The organism is Leminorella grimontii ATCC 33999 = DSM 5078, assembly GCF_000439085.1.
Lineage (GTDB): Bacteria > Pseudomonadota > Gammaproteobacteria > Enterobacterales > Enterobacteriaceae > Leminorella > Leminorella grimontii.
The window spans coordinates 41,674-63,648 of sequence record NZ_AUUA01000015.1 but is presented as its reverse complement, the minus strand read 5'-3'; the positions used below and the strand labels follow the sequence as shown (position 1 = coordinate 63,648).

Here is a 21,975-nt window from a genome sequence, read left to right as displayed (position 1 = left end):
ATGTGCCTATATAATCATTGTGCTCGGTCGGTAGGGCGCCTTTATTAACCTTGGGAGTGCGTCGGGCCTAGCCTTCCTAGGGGCGCTTCGTTGGCTTGCGCCAAGTCGACCCCAACGGAACGCTCTCCCGCCGTTTGACTCCGCTAACAACTAAGAGATCAATATGTCAGCGCTCTGGCAGGATTTAGCACCGTCAGTTCGGCGAGCAGGCGTTCGGCTTCCTGGCCTAGGGTGGCGCGGTCGGCGTCTTTTAGCATGCTTTTGTACTGGATGAGCTTTAGCAGCCTGGCCTTGAGCTCGAACACCAGGTCGGGTTCCCAGTTCATCAGGCGGTAGCGGTCGCAGCGTTCGTCCAGCGCTTTGAGCAGGCGCAGGGCGACGTCCGGTTTGCCGCTCTGTTCGGCCAGGCGGGCCAGCAGCATGCGTTTAAGGTAGTCCTGTCGGTCGGTGACGATGTCCGGCAGGCTGTTTAAGAAGCCGAAGGCGGCCTCCAGCCCGTCGCGGTGGGCGATTTCGGTTGCCTGATATTCGATTTCCGCCCAGTTGTCGCCGCCGTCCAATGCGACCGGCGCCAGCGCTTCGCCTTCGTCCAGATGGCGTAGGGTGGCGGAGGTGGCGATCCACGCCAGCGTTTCGCCGTCGGCGAACGGCGTGCCGTCGCTGTAGGTCAGGCGTTCGATGCCCCTTAGGCGGTCGAGCATCAGGGCGACGTCGGTCAGGCAGATTTCCTGCCAGGCGCTGTAGGGTGCACCGGCGTTCAGCATGGCGTCGCAGGCGTAGCGCTGCAGGTCAAACCAGAAGTGGTTGGCCGCCTCTGAGAACGCCCGTTCGACCTGTTCCAGCAGCTCCAGCCAGTTTTGCTGAAGCCACAGGCGATTAAGGTGCTGCTTTAGCTCTACGCGAGGCGCAATCAGCCGGGTGGCGTAGCGGTCGTCGTGGGGAGGGAGCGAAGTCACCGTGTCCCAGCGGACGCTGCGAATAAGCCGCACCGCCGCCAGATAGCCGTCGGGCTTCTCCCGCAGGAAGGCGGACATGCGCCGGGCCTGATCCAGCACGTCGCGAAGCGACCCTACGCCCTCCTGACGCACCGCGCCGCTTGCCGCTGGCGGCGTCGACGAAGGCGATGTGGAAGGCGTCGCGGGCGACGGCAGCGGCGCGGGCTCTGGGCCCTCCAGCCGGTTTTCAAAAAAGCGGATAAGCGCACCGAGATCGGGCCGCAGCGGCTCTTCCCACAGCTGGGTGTACTTCATCATCAGCGACAGGGCGGCAATGGCGCGTTCGAGGTCGTCCTGATCCAGACCCGGCTGATTTTCCAGCAGGTCGATAAACTTGTGGCTTGCCAGCCACTCGACCGCCGCTTTTTTGCTTTCTCCGCGGGCGGGGAACAGCATGGTGTCATAGCGGGCAATAAGCCCGGCCAGCAGCTCAAGGCCGTCGGCCAGGCCCTTGACGCCGTCCAGCCGCAGGCGCGCCCAGGCGTAGTAGGTTGCGACGCGCAGATCCTTGGTGCGCGCGTACAAAAGCCCTTCGCTCAGCGCCACAATCTGTGCGGCGTCGATGCCGGACAGCTTGGCGATTTCCTCTTTGATGAACTGAAAGTCGTCGTCATAGCCTGGATCGACGCCGACCGGGCTGTCGCCGTCGATGGGCTCCAGCCATGCCTGCCAGTGCTGCTTGATGCGGCGACCGGTGGCTTCCTGCGGATTATTAGCGCCAAACAGCGTTTGAAGTAGTTTAGTGAGCATCGTTTTCTATTCTTATCATTCCTGAAATGGGAGTCGATGTGCCTGCCGCTACCGCCGTTTCCTGAGCGGCCTCCTGCGTCGCTTCGCCCTCTTGGGCCTGCGCCGACTCGGTTTCAGCGGCCGGCTTTGCCTTTTGCGGCGGCCTTACGGTAGAGGCGTCCGCCGTCGAAACCGGATTGCCGATAATCTTCGGTTCGCCCTGCTTTTCCGGCTTTTTCGAACCGACGCCTGCCGTCGAATCATCAGCGGCATAGGGTTCAGCCGGCGGCGGCGAGGCCGGGCTGCTGGCGGTGACGAACACGCTGGCAGGCAGGCGGAAGTTTCGAAGCTTAAGCAGCTCCAGCGGCCCGCTGTAGCTCTGGGCGCGCAGGATATAGGTCAGATTCTTTCCATCTTCCGCTCGCCACGTTACCCGATAGCGGCTGCTGTCTATCTGCGTCACCTTGGCCTGCTCCAGCAGGCGGATCCAGCCCCAGCTGCCTTTCGGGCTGTCCAGCAGGCGCTGGCCGGCATCGGCGGTGCTCCAGCTGAGCTGTGCGCCCGGAGAGTAGGTGTCTCCCGGCCAGGTCATGGTTTTCCACGCTTCCATCTGGTTGAAGTAGACCAGGCTTTCGCCGTCCAGCAGCAGTTCAGTTTTCACCACGTCCTTGCTTGGCCGGGCCATCAGCTCAAAGGACATCTTCGCGTCGCCGCTGGCGTACAGGATGCCGGAGACCCGGCTAAGCTGGTTGAGCGCAGCGATAAACTGCGGATTAAAGGTCAATCCCTGCGAGTTCAGCGCGTCAGCCACCCAAAGGTCTCCCTGCTTGTGCAGGATGCCGCCAAGCTGCGTGGTGACGAAGCGCTCGATCATGCCGCTGTCGGGGCGCAGGAAGCGGCCCAGCTCCGGCAGGGAGGCGTCGTTGCCGGTGGCCTTGAACGGATAGCGGCCGTTAAAGGTGCGGTACCACGGGTCGGCGATGCTTTCGCGCCAAGCGCTGTTAAAGCTCATCGCTGCCGGCTCTAACACGCCCTGCCACGCCTGTTCCAGCGGCTGTACGAACAGGCTGTTGCCGAACCCGGCCCACTCTTCGCCGAGGCTGGCGGCAATCAGGCTGCCGTAGTCGCGGGTGTCCGTCAGGTCAATCGCTTTGCCTTCAAACACCGTCTTCGCCAGCGCCTGGGTCATGGCCTGCGGGTCCGGCGCGGTGGTGATCTGCTGTAGCTTAAGTCGAACGCGGGTAACGCGGGTCAGGTAGGTTTGCAGGCTGAGGTTGTCGCCTTCGCCCTTAGCGCCGCTCTGTACGATGCGCAGCAGCGGGCCGAAGGTGCCGTCCAGCGGGCCGGTCGGTTCGTCGGTGTCCATCGGGATGGCGTCAAGCCTTTTGGCCTTGGCGCCGAAGACCTCCTGCGCGGACTGCACCAGCGTTTCGGACAGGCCGCGCCCCTTCTGCGCCGTCTGCCCCTGGTACTTGACGGTGTTCATTAGCGCAATCAGCGGCGACTGGCGGGCGTCCGCCATCAGGGTAAGCTGGTCGATAACGTCGGAGATGGACTCCGCCCGCTCCCAGCTGATGCCGTTGAGGAAGTTGAGCCAGGCGGCGCCGTAGTCGGTAAAGTAGCGGTCGGTCAGCCTGGCCTTCAGCGCCTCCGGCGCGATTTCTCCGCCGAGGCTCTTGCCGCTGTCGGTCAGCACCCAGTCGATCTCTTCACGGCGGTTTTTCACCGCCTTTTCTATCTCTTTCTCCACCATGCCTTCCCACGCTTCGCGGGTGAACATGCCGGGCACCTCTTCTTCTGTGTGGAACAGCGCGCGGCCGTCGAGGCCGTTTAGCACCTGGTTGAGGGTCAGGTTGCCGTAGTTCTGCGCCACTCGTTTGAGAATGCCCTGATAGATGGCGGTTTCGGCGTTCTGCATGCCGATTTGGTTAATCAGCACCTGGCGAACGTCGTTAATCAGGCGGCGGTCGGGCTTAATCGCCCAGTCGGGGTGGCGAGAGAGGTTATCGGCGTAGAACTGCATCAGCTCTGCGCCCACGCTCTGCCAGACGCCTTCGGTCACCGCCGCAGGGGCCGGGCCCGCGTTGGCGATAAGCGTCTTGCCCAGCAGCGGCGCGTCGACCCGGTCGGGCCGCGACAGCATCAGATAGGCCTTCAGCCGGTCGTAGCCGTCTTTGGCCAGTTGGGCGCGTTCGGGGCTGTTGGGGGGCATCTGCACCAGCCGCTCCAGGCTGCCGCTCAGGCTGGCAACCACGACGGACTGCACGTTCTGCTCGTTGGCGGTGCGGTAGGAAGGCCACAGCGCCGCCAGTAGCGCGTCGTTGGCGTTTAAACCGAAGCGCAGGTACCACGGGCTGCCGTGCTGCATGCGGTGCTGAAGCTGGGTCATCTGCTGCTTGAGCGCCTGCTGGCGAGTCAGGCGGGTGGTCATATCGGCGCTGAAGTCGTTCGCGTCGGCGGCTAAGTCCTTTGCGGAAGAAATCAGCCCTACGTTGCCGATGTAGGACACGACGCTGCCCGCGCCGAACAGGGCAATCGCCGTCAGCACCGCGACGTTGAGCCCGCGCATCCACGGCACGCCGACGCCCCTGCCCTTCGCTATACGGCTGTCGTCGACAATCGCCTGCCAGGCGGGCGTAGGGACGAAAGCGCGATCGGCAACGGTATCCGGGCGCGCTACGGCGCAGGTAAACATCAATCCGCGCAGCGGGTTAGCGCCCTGCGCGGTCAAAAGCTGGGGCAGCCAGCCCTTCAGGCGCGGAACGTCGCGCTGCTCCAAGTCCTGCGCCAGCTGAAGAAGAAAGGCGTGACGGTTGTTTACCATCACCTGCGCCATGCCTTCATCGGTGGCGCTTTGGGAGACTGACGCCAGGCGCTTGGCCAGCTCGTCCGGCGTGGTTCTGGCGGGGAAGAGCGTGCCGACCGCCTGCTCTTCCCTGTCGGACTGGTCCCACGCGGTAGTCCGCAGATCGAGCAGATAAAGCGGCGCGGCGTAACCAAGCTGCTGGTTACGGGCGTGCATCTGCCACAGCGCTTTGTCCTGCTGGGCCTTTTTGTCCTTGCTGGGCGCGTAGTCGTCGGCCTTCACCACCCACACCTGCGCATCGACGGGCCGCACGCGACGAAGGCGTTTTAACTGCTTGAGCCAGGCGTCGTCTAACGCCGCTTTGGTGGTTCCACCCCAGATGAGCAGGGCGTCGTTGCCGATTTGCCATTTGTCGGTTCGCAGGCCGGGGGCGACGAGATCGACGTCGGCTTCCTCGCCTACAACCAGGATCCAGCGGAGTTTTCGGCGCCAGAAGGGGCCGTAGCGGTGGTGGAGTTGGGAAACCAGCAAATTCAGATGTTGGCTGGCATTTTCTTGGTGCTCTTCTGCCTGCGGTTTAAGGTTTCTTTTCACTGCCCGACGTTTAGATAGGAGCTCTTGTGTTCTTAATAGAAAACCAGGAATAAAAAATAGCCCAATGACTCCAGCCACACACAAAAGCCAAATTTTTATCTTTTGCCCATAGGTTACCCAATTAAAATAATCTCCATAAAAATAGAGTAATATGGCTATCAGGATAGAAAAGAAAAAGATGAAAAGCATGGTACCCCATGGTTTTCTTTTGGCTTCCATTTAAATATTCCTTTCTTAGATTACATCTGTTTAGTTAAGATGAAGCAGTTAATAGCTAATGCATTATCTAGATTAATGATAAGAGACTTAAATATATAGAATTCGCCAGCCGTTATTTTAATGTAATGAATAATTCTAAAATATATAACAAAATATATAATCAGCGCCAGATATCATCTGATTCAACCCAATATCTCAATGCTTCTTTTTTGTCTGACTCACTCAATTTATTGACTTCATCTTTACTCAAAACATGACAGAACCGAAGACCATCCGCTTTAGACGGAATTGCATATATATACAAAGGCCACAGTTCTTTCTTGACTTGAATAGAACCATACCACTCATAATAATGACTTATACATGTTAAAAACTCTGTCTCACCTCTAACGTAGAGGCTTTGCTCTTCCTGATACCCTTTAAAATTGCTCATTGGTAAAACGGTGACCTCTCCGCCTTCTCTAGGCCAAGCCCATACGTATTCTGAATAGGTTAAATCATTATGGTATACTTTCATCTCAAAATTCGCCGTTGGCGGAGCAAACAATGCTGAGAATACGCTTAGTGAAATAAATATTCCTCCGGTAAAAATCAGCTGTGAGGCCAAACGACTTTTCTTAAATAATGAAACATAGATAAACAAAAACGCTAATGATAAAAGAGCTATGCACAGTAGCGTCATAAAGATACTGCTAGTACCATACAAGATTATGCCGGCATTTTCATGCTTCCTACCATATATATTAGAAACATACTCAATACCATACCGTCTATAGTATTTAAAAAATATTATTGATAGCGCAGCCACTACGCCTAAGAAAATGGTAAATCTACACCATAACTTAACAGAATGTAACCTCATTATATTATTATTTTCCATTCTCATTTCTTATACACCCTTTTTATTTAAATATCCTTGCCATATCTTTTTCCTTTTTAGATAAAGAAACCACATCCTTATCACTTAAAGGGGTACAATAATTGCCTATAGCTCTCTCATTTTTTAACCTGGATATATATATCGGCCATAACGATTCCTTCTTTTGCAAAGAACCAATCCAGCTATAATGATAATCTATACAGTTAAAATACCCTCCATTGTCGTTAACATATAGTCTCATTTTATTTTTATTTCCCATCCATGTATCTGTTAAAATAGTTGAAACTCTGCCCCCCTCTCTTGGCCACACCCAAGTATACTCTGAAGATATCAAGTCTTTATAATAAATCGTCATTGAAAAATTCGCTGTAGGAGGAGCAAAAAAAATGGAAGTGAGACTTAATATGAGAAAAACGGATAGAGACATCCCCATTTGAGATATCATCCCGCTCTTTTTAAAGGCCATCGAATATAAGACCATCAGCAGCAATGACAAACCACCAATAGCTAGCAGAGTGATAAAAATGCTACTTCCTCCATAAAATACAACACCATTATTTTCATACTTAACTTTGTTATTGTTTATGAAGTATTCAATATAATAAGATCTATAATTATCAAGGAAGAGCAATGACAATACAGTGGCCACACTTAAAAAAGCAATTATTATCACCCACAGCTTAAAAGAGCGCTTCCGGGTTATATCATTAAATTTATATTCAATATTTTCTTTCATTTATTAACTCTCAATCAGTGATTGTATAGAAAAAATTTAATCATAACTCAGTTGCTCACTATCCAATTCCTTCTTCATAACTATCCCGACATCAACATCAGGAGATGAGTCAACCATGGGATAATAGCCCACAGTCAATTTGGAAGCAGAGACATCTAGCTTACTGCCAACGTCAGACATTAAACTAACTCGGCCGGAAACCGTTAAAAATGATTTATCTTTATCTATACTTATTTTGGGAGTAGCAGAAGCAAGCAACTTCGTGGATTGTGTAATCATTTTGATCTCTTCAGTTCCATTATCAAGAGAGTACTCGACCAGAACGTCCTCTTCATCTTTAGAACTAATAAAGCCCAACCTAACGCTAACTTTAGTATTATCACGATAGCTGGGCACTTTTATCACATAATCGTTTTCATAAATAGTTGTACTATATCCCCAGTCTGAACCACCGCTGCGAGAATTCAATGAAGACCGTACGCTAGGAGTAAAGAGAATTAAATACAGCGCCCGCATTTCCTCATCAAAACCTGTAAACTCTTTAACCGTATAATTGCTCTCTCCCTTTCCTTTAGATCTAAACGGGTTTCTTAATAGATATTTACCCTTTGTCAGGTTTCTAAGCCCAAATGAACCGTTATCTAACCAATATTCCAAGTCAAGACGTTCCAGATCGTTAGTTGCATACGCAGCTATAGCCGCATAAGCGCCAATAACAATCAAGATCAGCCCCGCAAGCGCCCATCCTACCCCCGGTACAACTCCTGACGCTTCAGCGGCAGCAATCCCTACCCAAATACCAGCTACAACGCAGAAAAGCTCTAACATACTCCAACAAGCGGAATCAAGGTCGTCCCGATCCAACTTCTCATTCACATCATTATTAATCAGCGCTACGGTAATAAGTGAGCTCACCATATTAAACTTGGTTGCCGCAGCGCTAAAAGCGGCCCGACTCGGGTTGGCGATGCCCCGAAATTCTTCTATCGCTATCTTGATATTTATGGTTCCCGCTGCAAATGCTAATGCGTTGGAGAAAAGAACCATTGTCTGTTTGGCCTTTTCAGGGTCGGTCGTTTTATCGCTTCGAAGGCTTTCCATCGCACTAAAGGAACTGACTATTAAGAAAAAGTTTATTATCCCGTTGAACGCCGCGCCGCCCGCAGCCTTTCCTTTGCTGATTATGTTGCCCCAGGCGTTTATTTGAGGGTCGGGGCTGGGACCTACGGTGTCCAGATTTAGCATCTGCCGATAAGAGGCCTTCATTCCGTCAAACCCATCGTTATGGGCATAGCTTTCGGTAACAAGAAAAGCGGCAAACTGTAGGCGCTGCCCCTTCCCCACTGGAGGATTATAGATAACGTCCCTTCCCACCTTTTGGGATAGCTTTGCATCGTACTCAGCCATATACCCTGGTCTACAGCGATAAATTTCCCTATCGTTCACGGCACTGATGGGGGTATGTGGTTTAATGCCGGGATCGCCGCCGCTTCGCAATACGATCTCTATTTGATCTGCCGTACCGAGATACCGGTATGGCTCAATATTATAATTTCCGGTCCCCATCAGGCTAACCGCTACGTCCCCAACAACGTTAACATAGGCTTTCGGGTTAGTTCTGTATAACCAAGCCAGCTGCTTTTCGACAGAAACGATCAGCCCAAGCACGTCTCTATGAGCCCGAACTCTTCCTCTAAGGGCGTTAGCACTGGCAAAAATGTCCGCCATTGCCTGATAGACCTTATCGGAGAATTCCACGATCGTTTTTTGATTTTCTTCAATCACATTGCTAATGCTGACCTTGCTCCGCAGGTCATTAACGTTAGCGATCAGCTCAGTATCCAGCCCAAACAGCAGCCTGAGCAGCCAGTTTTCCTCCGGCTTAACGTTTCGGTTAATGCAGTCAAGCCAAGCCTTTTGCTCTTTTTCTGTTTCTCCTGAACCGATAATGCACTGCAGAATCCACTCTTGATGATTCTGGTCACTATTTTCATTCTTATCATCAAATTCTTGTGCTTGGCTACTTTTCCATTCAGGAGAAATAAGCCATTCAGAATAATCACTGCTTATTTTTACTATATATTTTCTTTTAATATTTAGAAGATCATAGTCTTCTAATGAAACCTGAAGTTTCTTTAGGTTCAAATGTTTTTCAAATCTACCTCGGTCATAAAAATGTCCAAAAATTGAATCATCTTTAGCCGCCTTATCTACCTGCTCCAATATTGCGTTAACTGTATTAGCCAAAATGGCTTTACCATTTTTCTCCTGATTGTCAAAGCTTGATTTTCCCAACAAGTCCGCCGCATAAAAGTTACGGTAGTGGTTCAAATCCGCGGTTATACCTATCGGGTCGGGCAGAGCAATAATCAGCGCTGACGAAGAGCAGGATTTTCCGGACTTATCCAACGCATCAACCATGGCCTGTGCGTCATACTCAACCTCCAGCGGCTCCTGGCTTTCCGGTATTGCCTTTAGGTGTTCCTTAACCGCATTCTTTTGTTCCAGAGGGGCAAACTCTAATACTGCAGCAACGCTGGCGACATCGGCTTTTGCCAAGCTCCTGCTAGTAACGCTTCCAGTTCGCGCCTCACTGACAATAAAAGAGCGCATCCTTTCCTTTCTTAACTTCTCATCACATTCATATTTCCAGCACACCGCCGGTGTCCACTTATGATGCGAATAGGCTAACCATATCTCGCCACTCTCTGGGAATTTGTTACCATCTTTAAATGCCAAAATTTTGGCAGGATAGAGATCGCCACTTTTCACACAGGTTTCATCATCACGGATTCTGGGGACTTCACTGGGATTGTCTTTAGTGGACTCAACGCTCCCCTGAGGATGTAAACACCCGTCAACGTCCACAACAAAGGAGCGCCATTTCTCACTACCAAAACACGTATCACTATAAAGATAAAGATATCCACTGGTAAGGGACCTTAATAAATAATCTGCCGTCCCTAGATTACGCTGAACTATGCCGCCCTGCAGCGGCGTGGGTATTTTTGGCGTCAGATCATTTTTAGGGGCAATGCTATAGCGAACGGGTAGAATAGATATTCCCGTCTTATTACAGACTTCGCAATTTTCTTTACTCATAGTGATTAACATCCTTATTATCAATCAATTAAGATAATTTATTTATTAAAACTAAAGTGTTAATGCATTTTTTATATTGACATTGGATAATTTATCTAATTCTTCACCTGTTAATTTCTTACAGGTATCTGGCGTTCCATTTTTTTCAAAATCCCATAAAAAGTATTTTCGCCATACGTTTTCTTTTATTTGAATAGATGCCGACCAGCGATAATAATAGGTAACACAGTAGAAATATTGTGACACGCCGCCTTCCTTTATATATAACTTTTTGGATTCCCTATCATTCTGGCTAATACTTATGGGAACAATTTTTATTCCCTCGTGTCCTGGCCATGCCCAAGCATATTCAGAAGAAGTCGCGTCTTTATGGTAAACTGTCATCTCAAAATTAGCCGTAGGAGGAATATAAATAAATGACAACACACTTAATAGAAAAAATGCCAACAAGCTAAGGCCCATCTGTGAAATAAAGCGACTTTTCTCCATAAAAAAAACATAGCAATATAAGAAAATCTGGGTTATGCCACCGATACACAATAAAGTAATAAAAATGCTGCTGCCGCCATAAAAAATCACGCCGCTATTTTTATATTTTACACCATAGCTATCCAGAATATATTCAACGCCATATCCTCGATACCTATCCAAAAAAAACATTGACAGAACAATCATTACACCAATCGCGACCATAAACCAATGCCATAGCTTTACTGAGCGACAGCGAACGACTCGCTCAAACCGTATTTTTATATTCTCATTCATAGGATACCTTTAAAAACATTCATTCATAGAAATAACCGAGGTCTTAATAGCTCCATTGTTTTTACACAGACTATTCTATCTACATTTTATCTATATCCGTTTCTCTTGACGCTTGAAGAGAAGAAGGTCAAGAGGAGCCTGCTATAAGTCTATTATTACCATAAGAGCATCCACACGAAACAATATGCCCATGTAATGCAACAGGAGTACCTGCATTCAAGAGCTCATTACATCCTTCGACAATAACGCCAATTTCATTACATTGAGGACAATAAACTTTATCGCCTTTTCTTGCCTGCTGAACCTGTCGATACACAGCATTTGTAGCACCAGATATAACAGTCCCTCCCGTTGTAGTTTTGTCTCCCACAACTATAACTCGTCTTCCTTTTACGCTAGCACTGCAGCTCATAATTTCTATTCCATCAGTTATGATTCAGTTTTCTCTTCTTGTATTATAGAAATAACTGAAAGAGAACCATCACAGCATCCCGTTATTAGTATATTTGGCTTACCTAATGAATAGACCAAGTTAGTACCTAATCCCAAGCAAAGCCATTCTGACAAATTTCCAGTTTTTCCAAGTATAGAATCAATAATCATTGTACTATTCATTTCATGGTTATTATTCAATCTACATAAAGCGGATATCCCCTGCGCTTGAGCATCTCCAGAGACCTGATTAAACAATAATAATGGAGGCGTTTCCGACGAAAGCTGCCCATAAAACTTCATGATACCTATATCAGTTCCAATATTACTCTCATCTGTTGGCATAGGTCGCTCTACGTAAGCTATCGGTACAATACCCATATCCTTAGCACAAAGCTCTCCACAGAGAAAGATAGCTGAAATAAACTCAGTAACCAATAAAGAAAACTGACAAGAGATGACCAGTAGTGGAGTAGTATTTCGTTCAGAAGCAAGCACCGAATCAATAAGATCATTACATGATATTGGATTCGTCAAAATATGCAGCCGATAACGCTCCTTCAGCCCGGTTAATTTCCACGAGTTAACCATACTGTGTCTTAAAGGTTCACTGTGTTTTTCTTCGGCTAAAAAATAAACATCTAAACTATTCCTTTCCATTGCAACATTAAGTTTCTCCCTCAATGAAAACAATAGCCATTCTAATGCCTGTTCATATCTGGACTTTAATCCTAATTCGGATATTAGCAAGAGAGGTAATGCTTTCCCTTCCTCGATAAATAGGTTTTCCTTTTCATCTGAAGCCAATATTTTGTCCAAATGTATTTTCGGAGTAATAACTTCGCTGGCAATAACTGCTACTCTCTTTGTTGCCCATCGACTCCACTCTCTCTTTGCCTCTTGTCTCTGTTGTTCCCATGCGGTATATCTCATTAAATTATTATCATAAATGAATATCCTCACGCCTAGTGATATTCCTAGAGCAAGAGCTATACCAACTAGCACTGAAATATAAATAATATAGTTATCTGCATTTTCTTTAAGAAAGAACCACAAGAAAAAACAACTCAAGAAAGACAGAAGGATATAAACACTACCCCAAACCCAATATCTTATCTCTGAGGGTTTCTTAATAACGAAAAAATCAGGAATCGGCCAAGACATTATAATTTTCCAATAGCATTATTAGTAATCAGTCATTTCATCCCAAACTCTTTGCTCAACATTCCCCAACAATACGGATAAGAGTTCGTTTTCTTTATCCCATTCATTAAGTAATCTTTTAATTTCCGGATGGTTATCAATATTACGGGATTTAGTCATAATATAATGAGCATAAGTTATAGCATCATCTTTTTCATCGATGCCATAATTATTATCAATATAGCTAAGAAGTCCATCTAGTTCAGATACAGTTAACTTATTTATATATACATTCGGATATATGAACTGTTTATCCAGACAGATATTAATCCAAGTTGAACGAGATAAGCTTTTCTTTTGCTCCTTAGTTAAATACCAAACTGGCGCATTTGTTTTTACTACGGAAATTGGGTAAGAACATAATTTTGACTCACGCGATAGCCAAAACCAACCTGAAAGTCGATACAATCCATTAGAAAACTGCGCTGGTTGAAGAATCTCTAAAAGCAAATCCATAATACGTGGATCGTAGAATCTAAATAAAGTTTCATTGCCATCACCTTGTTTTATAATACTCTTTAATGCTAATTTTTCCGATAAAAGATTAATATCATCTGAACTGGTTAGCCAAGCACACATGCATCTAAAGCGGCTAGGATCAGACCTATCCCTCATTGTTTCAGAAATAGCAAGCCTTATGCTGGCATCTAAAAGAGAATCGCCCGCCTCATCATCTTTTATTTCCAATAAATAAGGACGGCGAGTTAATGCCATATCCTGATAATAAATAGGTATTGGGCATTTTTCAGCTACATTTGAAAAGATATCATCAGGCTCACCAACAGCACAGGGATCTAATAATATATATTTTTTATCACTTGGATAAACATTCAATCTCTCAAGCAACGTTCTTTTATGTCTGTTAAACAGATCATTATTAATATTATTACGCAAAGGCCGCCCCTTCCTCTGATGCCTGCTGTAAAGAGCGACCACATCCCGCTTCAGGTAACGCTGCAGAAACAACATTCAAGCTTGCTGGCCCCTGCTGCTGCACGGCAGACGCTTTATGAATAATATTTCCTTCGCATCCCATCTCAATCATTCCGTTCGCGATCTTTATATAAGCCCCTCCACAGTTTAACAGCAGGGATGAAGATGCAACAATTTCAACCTTACCATCCGTGCTATTAATTAGCATATTCTGTTTAGAGCGCAATCCCATATCATCGCTTTGGGCTTGAAGTTCAACCTTACCCTTGCCGGCAAATAACTTCATTCCTTCAGCACCAGCAAACAAACTCAATGATTGTCCCGCAGCGACAGTAAAATGCTCTCCAACACCAATATCCATATTCTTTCCAGCTGTCGACACCTGGTTTTCCATAGCGCTTTGCTGAAGCGTTGCTCCTGAAACTAACGCGATACCTGCAGGAGCTGAAAGCAAAATGACGGATTGTTTCAAATCAGCTATTTGCTGATCCTTCAACTTTTGTTGAGTTTCTAAATCAGCAATTCGCGCCTGGGCCTGCTCTACAACGTTAGCCAAGGCCTTCATCTGCCCCATAGCTTGTTCTAACCGGCCGAAAGCCTCTGAAATATCGCTGGAATCACCTTTTGCCTGATATCGTTCATCCGCACTAATAAAAATCCCCTTCCCCGCCCTTATCGCCCCCCACTCATCCGTCCGCAGCTCAAACCCTTCTCCCCGCTGCTTGCGCTCAGAGTCCACCAAATGCCCCATATTCAGCTGCGTCTTCCCATACTCCGTCGCAACTTTGATATGCTCCTTACCCCGCTCGTCGTCCATCCGCAGCTTGTTGTTGGCCGGGGTGCGTATCACGTTGCGCTTGTGGTTGGCAGCAGTGACCAACTCCGGGTGGCGGGAGTCGTGCATGGCGTGGGAGATGTAGGGGCGGTCCGGGTTGCCGCCGATGAAGGCGATGGCAACCTCGGTGCCGTCAATCAGCGGGAAGTGCAGGCCGTAGGTGTCACCCGCGTAGACCGACGCCCGGCGCATCCACAGGCTTTCTTCACCCTTGCGCCATGAGTCGTTCAGGTCGAAGTCCATCTTCACCCGGTAGCGGCCGTGGCTGTCCATATAGCCGTACTGGTCGTTGCCGGGGCTGGTGACTCTGGCCGGTAGCGTACCGCCGATAGTCGGCCACGCCAGCAGCTCGGGCCGGTAGGGGCGCATGGCGTCGTAAGGGATACCGGTGAACGTCAGCTGGTAGGCCTGTTGGCGGTCGCCGATGCTTTCTACCGACACAATCAGAATGCCGCCGCCCGCTTCCGCTATCGGCGAGCCGTTCACTGTTAAAATTTGGCCGGGGGCCAGATGGGACAGGGTGGTTTTGCCGGTAATGGTAATCTGTTCGGTCATCAGCCGCTGATGGCGCAGCTTGGCGTACCACGCGCCCTGGCCTACGCCTTCCGGCTCCTGGCTCTCTTCGCCGCTTTCGCTCGCGTCGTCCGCATCATCACCGCCAAATTTGTTCAGCAGGTCCGAGCCCTTGTCCATCAGGTCACTGGCGCCGGAACCGATGCCGTTCATCATGCTTTGCGCCTGACCGGCAATGCCCTGCGCCGCGCCCGTGACCGCACCGCCGATAGCGCTTGCCGCGCCGGTCACCGTTGAACCGACGGAACTGGCGGTCGAGCTGACGGCAGAGCCTACCGAGCCCGCCACGCTGCCCGCAATGTCGCCCATGCTGGCGCCAGAGCCGCCGCCGGCAAAGCCGACCGGGGAGGTTCCCACGCCCGACGCCCCGCCGGTAAATCCGCCTACCGTACTTCCGATAGCGCCAGTAACGCTGCCCGCCGCGCCATCGAACGTGCCCTTCACGTTGCCAATCGCGCCGCTCACCGAACCGGCGATGCCGCTCAGTTGGCTGACGCCCGGGCTGATACCCGGAAGGTCTCCCAGACCGCCCAGCGTATTGCTAAACTGGCCCAGCAGGTCGTCCTGCTCGTTGCCGCTTTGCGCCACTTCACCCCGGTCGCGATAGTGCTCGGCGTACAGGTAGTGCCGCCCGCGGGTGGTGACGTCCTTCTTCTGTTCGTTCACCTCCGACTGCATGCCCGTTTGGGCGGCGCGGTAGTTGTAGTCCTGCGTGAGCACGCTTTGCGGCACCGTTTTGCGCGCGACGGACATGTCCCACACCGCCTCCAGCCCGCCGTCGTTGTTGCCGGTTGGCTGACGGTAACTGGCCTGTGGGCCGTCCTGATACTGCTGCACCGAGTCGCCGAACACCACTACGTCGCAGCCGTGCTCCGCGTGGCTCTCGAAGCGGAACCAGATGCCCGAATCCGCCAGCAGGCGGCGGATAAACGTCAGGTCGCTCTCTTCCCACTGGGTCAGGTACTCTTTAACCGGATAGGTCTCAGCCAGCTCGAAGCGGAAGTCCACCCCGGTGAGCTCGTGCTTGCGCAGCACCTCTTCCACCACCTGCGGCACCGTCTGGTTCTGGTAGATGGCGCTGCCGCGCGTGTTGTCCAGCAGCTGAAGGCGCGGGCTGACCGTCACCTCATAGCGGGCCTCATCGCCGGAAGAAGACAGCTGGCTGAACGACGTCACCACACCGTAGAGCGCGCGGGTCTCACCGCCGCTTCCGCCCAGCCCCAGAGCGCCGGCAGCCCCGCCGACCATCGACGTCAGCGACGACAGCCCCAAACCCGCCTTGCCCAACGCGCCGCCGACGCTGCCCAGCAGGCTCGACGCCTTACCGGCCAGCCCGCCGACCGCACCCGCAGCGCTGCCAAGCCCGTCCACCATGCCGCCAATCTTACCCGCGGCGCCGCTAACCCGACCGGCGATAGACGCGCCCCGGCTGGCCATCTGGATAATGCCGTTAACCGAAAAGCCGCCTATCGGCGCATTAAACGCCTGACCAATCTTGTCGCCGAACATCCCGCCAAAGGCGTTGAACGCCGACATCAGCTCGTTGCTTAAGCCCGACGCGCCGCTCATCAGGTCGCTTACGCCGCCGGGCGCCAGCGCGATGGCCACGCTCTTGCTCAATACCTGCGACATCGAAAGCCCGTGGGGCGCGGTGAACTGCACCACGTAGCGCCACGGTTCGCTTAGGTGCTCATGCCCCTCAATGCGCAAAATAGACAGCCGCGCGCTTACGCCGTCTATCCCCAACTGATAGCGGTTCATGCCGTCCGACGCGGGCGTCGCCCCGCCGGTACCGCCGCTCGAGTTTCCATCTCCACCGCCAAACAGCCCGCCCAGCCCGTAGGCCGACAGCTGCTCGTCCAAAAGCGCCTTGCCCTTGCTTATCAGTTGGTCTTTCATTCCTTTACTCCTTGTCTGGCCTCAGGCCGCTATTTGCGGCTGAGGCTACTGACGAACCGTTTTAATCGACTTCAGCGGATATTCCGGCCGAAATTGCAATGTGCTTTAATCACTGTCCTGTTCGACCGGAAGCGCACGTATTCAGCCAACGTGCTCAACCGCCGCCGCTTCAACGCCCTGCTCAACCACGTCCAGCGTTATCCCCTCTTCTTCGCTATAGCCAAGCGAAAGCGCCTTGGCCCGGCGCTGTTGGGACTGAAGGCTTAGCAGCGTTTGCGACAGCACCGGCAGGATCTGCTGGTTCAGCAGGCTGTCGATGTTGCGCGCGCCGCTGTCCGGCAGCAGGCAGGCGCTGACCAGCGTGTCAAACAGGCTTTCCTGTACGTTAAACTCAATGCCGTAGTGGCGCTGGAGGCGCTCGGCCACTTTGCCCATCTTGATCGCCACGATCTTGCGCAGCGCTTCTGCGCCCAGCGGCCGGTAGATAACCGTCTGGAATCGGGCCAGCAGCGCGGGCTGGAAGTGATCGCGAAGGATCGGATAAATAGCCTCGTGCAGCAGAGCCGTCGGCGACTCCGGCTGGGCTTCCAGCAGCGCGACCATCTGGTCGCTGCCTAGATTTGCCGTCATCAAAATGACGGTGTTGCGGAAGTCGATTTCCCGCCCCTCGCCGTCGCGCATAAAGCCGCGATCGAACACCTGATAGAACAGGTTGATCACGTCGCGGTGCGCTTTTTCCACTTCGTCCAGCAGCACGACGCTGTACGGACGACGGCGCACCGCCTCCGTCAGAACGCCGCCCTGGCCGTAGCCGACGTACCCCGGCGGCGAGCCTTTAAGCTGGGAAACGGTGTGGGCTTCCTGATATTCCGACATGTTGATGGTGATAAGAGAGCGCTCGCCGCCGAACAGCAGGTCCGCCAGCGCCAGCGCGCTTTCGGTTTTACCGATGCCGGACGGCCCCACCAGCAGGAATACGCCCAGCGGCCCTTGCTCCGGCGTCAAGCCGGTTTTGGCGGCGCGCAGACGCTGGGCCAGAGAAATCAGCGCTTCGTCCTGACCGATAACCCGCTGCGCCAGCTCGCTTTCCAACGACAGCAGGTTGCTCTGCTCGTCCTTCATCAGGCTTTCCAGCGGTACGCCGGTCCAGTCGGCGATAACGCCCGCGACGGTGCGGGCGTCGACGTCGAGCGACAGCAGCGGTGAACCACCGCAGCCGGAGTGCAGGCGTTCTTGAAGTTCGCGGATCTCATTCGCTTCTTCTACACCACCGTCGGCCTCTTGCTCTTTCTTGCTTGCCCGCAGGGCAATCAGGCGTTCAACGATGGCCTTTTCTTCGGCAAACTGCTTGTTAAGCGCCTCAATCTGCTCGGCCACCGCCGCCTTTTCAGCGGCGATGTCCTCCAGGCGAGAGCGGTCTACGCTTTCGCCCAGCTCACGGTCTTCTTTCAGGGCGACGTCTTCATATTCCAGCGCCGACAGCCTGGCTTCCAGCAGGGTGATCTCTTCCGGCACCGTGTCCAGACTCATGCGTACGCGCGCGGAAGCGGTATCGAGCAGGTCGACAGCCTTGTCCGGCAGTTGACGGCCCGTGATGTAGCGGCGAGAAAGCGCGACGGCGCAGCGCACCGCTTCGTCGAGAATGTGTACGCCGTGGTGCTGGGCGTAGCGCGACTTCAGGCCGCGCAGCATCAGTGCGGCGGTGTCGTCGTCCGGCTCGTCGACTTTCACCATCTGGAAGCGGCGCTCCAGAGCGGCGTCGCGCTCGAAGTACTGCTTGTATTCAGACCAGGTGGTCGCGGCGATAGTGCGCAGCTCGCCCCGCGCCAGCGCCGGCTTGAGCAGATTAGCGGCGTCAGCGCCGCCGGCCTGATTGCCGGCGCCGATGATGGTATGGGCTTCGTCGATAAACAGCAAAATCGGCGTCGGCGACTGTTGAACGGCGTCGATAACGTTTTTCAAGCGCTGCTCAAACTCGCCCTTTACGCCCGCGCCTGCCTGCAACAATCCCAGGTCCAGAACGTGAATATTGACCGGCTTGAGGCTGTCCGGCACGTTGCCTTCGGCAATGCGCAGCGCCAGCCCTTCAACCAGCGCGGTTTTGCCCACGCCCGGTTCGCCGACCAGAATCGGGTTGTTTTTACGGCGGCGGGAAAGAATGTCCACCATCTGGCGGATTTCTACGTCGCGGCCGAACACCGGGTCGATTTTGCTTTCTTTGGCTCGCGCCGTCAGGTTGACGGTAAAGCGGTCGAGGGCCGTCGGCTGGGCGGAGGCGTTTGGCGCGCCTGCAACTTTTGGCGCCAGCGGCGACGCAACGGCGGCGGCGGCGCTGTCGACGGATTCGGCTGCCTCGTACTGTGGCGCATTGACTCTGGCCGGATTTTCATCGGACAGCTCGTCCAATATCGGCAGCAGCCGCTGGAGCTGCACCTGTGAAACGCTCAGCAGAGGCCAGGCGTCACGCGCCTTCAGCCACTGCGGGTTGTCAATCAGCGCCTGCAAGATGTGGGCTGAACGAACGGATTCTACGCGGTTTTCTAACGAAGCGATGAGCCAGGCCGACTTTAGCAGCTCCTGCACAACGCCCGACAGCACCGGCTTTTGCTGTACGGTATGGGGTAAATTTTCTAGCTGATTGAGCAGCGCCTGCCAAACGGCGTCCAGATCCAGCTCGTAGCGGCGGGCAATCACCGTCAGATCGCCTGCGCCCTGCTCCAGCAGCTTCAACAGCCAGTGCTCTAGCGTGATTTCCGGGTGGGCGCGGGTCTGGCACAGGCTGGCCGCGGCCTCCAGCGCCTTGGCGCAGTATGGATTGAGTCGGCGTAATAAAACGGAAGGATCGGAGATCATTGGGGCTCCCTGCTCAACGAGTACAGATAACAATATGAATAAGTGGGATTGAGAGTGACGTCGGCGAGAACTCGCCGACGTTTTTAGCTAACGGAGCGCCTGGCGCGCCCCGGCGACCGGGATTAACCGCGGCCTTCGTTCCAGCTGTCGGAATGGATGATGTTGCCATCCTTGTAGGTCCACGTGATTTTTTCGTAGCGGACTTCCACTTCTTCCAGGTGGTTATAACGCTCTTTAGATGCGTCCTTGATGTTGTACATCACCGGCTTAACGGAAACGATTTTTACCGTATCCATCATGGTGTTGAAGTACTCAACTTCCTGACCTGCGTCATCAATGCGGTACCATTTGATTTCGGCAGACTTCAGGGTCTGGCCGGTGGAAACCGCTTTGTACAGGTACGGAGAAGAAGAATCGACTTCTTTGACGAACTTCAAAGGCGCGTGAACGCGGGTGCCGGTCAGCTTGCCGGTGTTGCCGTCGGTAGGAATGTGGAGCTTGTGCTCAAACTCAACCACTTCGATACTGCCTTCACGTCCCTGAACCGTGACAGAACCTTTAATGTCGGCGCCGCCATCGTCTTTGATAAACAGGTATGCAGGAATTGCCATTACTCTCTCCTTAGTTTTTTTGAGATATCTGAGGCTCAGACGTCGACCGACAGGCGGACGCATCCGGCACCAGACTGATTTCCACTCGGCGGTTAGCCGCTCTTCCCTCGGCCGTTGCATTATCGGCAATGGGTTTTGTAGCTCCGTACCCCTGAATGGCGAAACAGGTTTTATTAATATCGCTGGTCTCTATCATCCAGTCGCGGACCGCTTCCGCTCTGGCTAAAGACAGTGCCTGATTGCGCTCGGCGTCGCCCGTCACGTCGGTATGGCCCGCAATCAAAATCAGCCATCCCGGCTTGGCCTTAACGTTGATTAAGGCATCCACCAGCACTTTGGTGGAGTCCGGCTTGAGCGTCGCCTTGCCGGTGTCAAACAGCGACATGCTGTCTAACCGCACCACCTTCGGCGCTTCCACCACAATCTGCGGCGGCGGCGGCGGCGGCCTTGGACGATAGGCCATAATGGCGACGTCCAGCGGCGGTATCATTCTCGCTCCGGCATAGAGCCCTACGCCTAAGCGCTCCGGCTCGCCTTCGCGGTAGTATTTATCCAGCAGCGCGCGGTCCGCCTTCAGCACCTTCAGGCTTTCCAACTTGTCGTCATAGCTCTCCATCGGAATGCGGTGATAGGCCGACAGGTCTCTTCCCAGGCTCTCAAGCAGCCCGACGTTGTTATAGGCCGATGAGCACAGGGCTACGGCAGCAAACAGCGCGGTAAACGTCAACGCGTGGCACAGCGCCCGCTTTTTGGGCGCCATCGGGCAGCTGACCGGCATATTGCTGACCAGCGGCTCCGGCAGGCTGAACGAAGAAGCGTTTTCAGCAAGAGGCAGAGCTAGCGTCGTCAGCTTGCCAAGATGGCTTCGCCAGAGGCTTTCTTCACCGCCGGCGCTACCGCCGCTCGATGCGTTCAGGCACGCTACCGCCCCCGGCGTCCACGGGGGAACCGGTAACCGTTTGTCGCTAAGCGGCTCCAGAACGTTCTCATTAAGCCAGCGCCGCAGCGTTTTAAGCATGACCGCCAGGCTTTCGCGCTGGCAGCTTTGCTGCCCTTCCCCCTGATGACGCCACGCTTCAAGCTCGGTATGCGCGTTGTCCAACAGGCGGATATCCTCTTGCTCCGTCCACCAGAACCACTGAGGTTCTACTGACGGGGCGCCCAGCTCGGCGTTTACGGCCAAATAGCTCGGCAGCCGATAGCCGCTGGTTCTGCTCGCATCCGCCCACGACTGGCGAAACGTCTGTAAATATCCCAGCAGCGCCGCTGCCGTTGTGTGGTGTTCAGGAGAGAGAGTAAACATCACTCCGATCCTTCCCGCCGTTTCCGGCCAGCGGCCGCTCAACGCATCCGCCGTCAGGGCCAGTTCGCCCATTGCCGGTACGGCTATCCATATCCCCTTGCCGGTGACCGCTATCCGGTCGGTTTCCCCATTGGGAAAGTAGTCCGCCGTTGCATCGCCGGTGACTAAAATAACCGGCAGTCGGCGCCTTAGGCGCTCCGGCAGTGCTTCAAGCCGTTCTTCCAGCGAATCGAGCCAGGGAGATACGTGCTTGACCTGTTTGGCATACCGATGCGTGCGCCACCCTTTGTAACCGCTGACTAAAAGCGTCAGCACACAGCCTATAACTACCCAGCCCGCAGGCAGAGGTAGGAAGAACAGCAGCAGCGCCAAACACAGGCACGTGGCGTATAGCAGCTGGACTCGCCAAGGGTAATCACCCACTTTTACATCCTTAGTTTTAATCCCACGTCGATTGGCCTGTTTCCGAACGGGATCCTCACCGCGCCGACGGGCGCTCCTTGCCCC

At 52.8% G+C, this 21,975-nt stretch carries 13 protein-coding genes; all 13 read right to left on the bottom strand.

Features of this window, described 5'->3' with window-relative positions; all coding sequences use genetic code 11:
* Positions 1-158: 158 nt before the first annotated feature.
* The 13 genes from tssA to G544_RS20735 all read right to left on the bottom strand — a co-directional run bounded on the left by tssA (position 159) and on the right by G544_RS20735 (position 21,891).
* Positions 159-1,745 (bottom strand): type VI secretion system protein TssA, encoded by a 1,587-nt coding sequence (gene tssA, locus G544_RS0115085; RefSeq protein ID WP_027275375.1) that lies wholly within the window; start codon positions 1,743-1,745, stop codon positions 159-161.
* A complete protein-coding gene (locus G544_RS20745) occupies positions 1,735-5,124 on the bottom strand; it encodes an ImcF-related family protein (protein ID WP_051155787.1) in 3,390 nt (1,129 codons plus the stop codon). The genes tssA and G544_RS20745 overlap by 11 nt, the downstream gene beginning before the upstream one ends.
* A 379-nt stretch (positions 5,125-5,503) precedes the next feature.
* Entirely contained in the window at positions 5,504-6,223 is a 720-nt protein-coding gene (locus G544_RS0115075; RefSeq protein ID WP_036024245.1) for a hypothetical protein, read from the bottom strand.
* Between the two features lie 22 nt (positions 6,224-6,245).
* A complete protein-coding gene (locus tag G544_RS0115070) occupies positions 6,246-6,959 on the bottom strand; it encodes a hypothetical protein (RefSeq protein ID WP_027275373.1) in 714 nt (237 codons plus the stop codon).
* 36 nt (positions 6,960-6,995) lie between these two features.
* Entirely contained in the window at positions 6,996-10,061 is a 3,066-nt protein-coding gene (locus tag G544_RS0115065) for a T6SS effector BTH_I2691 family protein (RefSeq protein WP_027275372.1), read from the bottom strand.
* Between the two features lie 51 nt (positions 10,062-10,112).
* Positions 10,113-10,826 carry a hypothetical protein gene (locus G544_RS0115060; RefSeq protein WP_134389225.1) on the bottom strand — a complete coding sequence of 238 codons (714 nt, stop codon included), beginning with the start codon at positions 10,824-10,826 and terminating at the stop codon, positions 10,113-10,115.
* A gap of 127 nt (positions 10,827-10,953) precedes the next feature.
* Positions 10,954-11,238: a PAAR domain-containing protein gene (locus G544_RS21800; protein WP_071783402.1), complete on the bottom strand. Its 285-nt coding sequence runs from the start codon at positions 11,236-11,238 to the stop codon at positions 10,954-10,956.
* A 17-nt stretch (positions 11,239-11,255) separates the two neighbouring features.
* Positions 11,256-12,422 carry a hypothetical protein gene (locus tag G544_RS0115050; RefSeq protein ID WP_027275370.1) on the bottom strand — a complete coding sequence of 389 codons (1,167 nt, stop codon included), beginning with the start codon at positions 12,420-12,422 and terminating at the stop codon, positions 11,256-11,258.
* A gap of 21 nt (positions 12,423-12,443) precedes the next feature.
* Positions 12,444-13,355, bottom strand: coding sequence for a DUF4123 domain-containing protein (locus G544_RS0115045; RefSeq protein WP_027275369.1), 912 nt, complete (start codon positions 13,353-13,355; stop codon positions 12,444-12,446).
* Positions 13,348-16,701 carry a type VI secretion system Vgr family protein gene (gene vgrG / locus G544_RS21405; protein WP_027275368.1) on the bottom strand — a complete coding sequence of 1,118 codons (3,354 nt, stop codon included), beginning with the start codon at positions 16,699-16,701 and terminating at the stop codon, positions 13,348-13,350. Before vgrG ends, G544_RS0115045 begins: the two co-directional genes overlap by 8 nt.
* 141 nt (positions 16,702-16,842) lie before the next feature.
* Positions 16,843-19,554 carry a type VI secretion system ATPase TssH gene (gene tssH / locus G544_RS0115035; protein ID WP_027275367.1) on the bottom strand — a complete coding sequence of 904 codons (2,712 nt, stop codon included), beginning with the start codon at positions 19,552-19,554 and terminating at the stop codon, positions 16,843-16,845.
* A 122-nt stretch (positions 19,555-19,676) separates the two neighbouring features.
* Positions 19,677-20,165 (bottom strand): Hcp family type VI secretion system effector, encoded by a 489-nt coding sequence (locus G544_RS0115030; RefSeq protein WP_027275366.1) that lies wholly within the window; start codon positions 20,163-20,165, stop codon positions 19,677-19,679.
* 10 nt (positions 20,166-20,175) lie between these two features.
* A complete protein-coding gene (locus tag G544_RS20735; RefSeq protein WP_051155786.1) occupies positions 20,176-21,891 on the bottom strand; it encodes an OmpA family protein in 1,716 nt (571 codons plus the stop codon).
* Positions 21,892-21,975 lie beyond the last annotated feature (84 nt).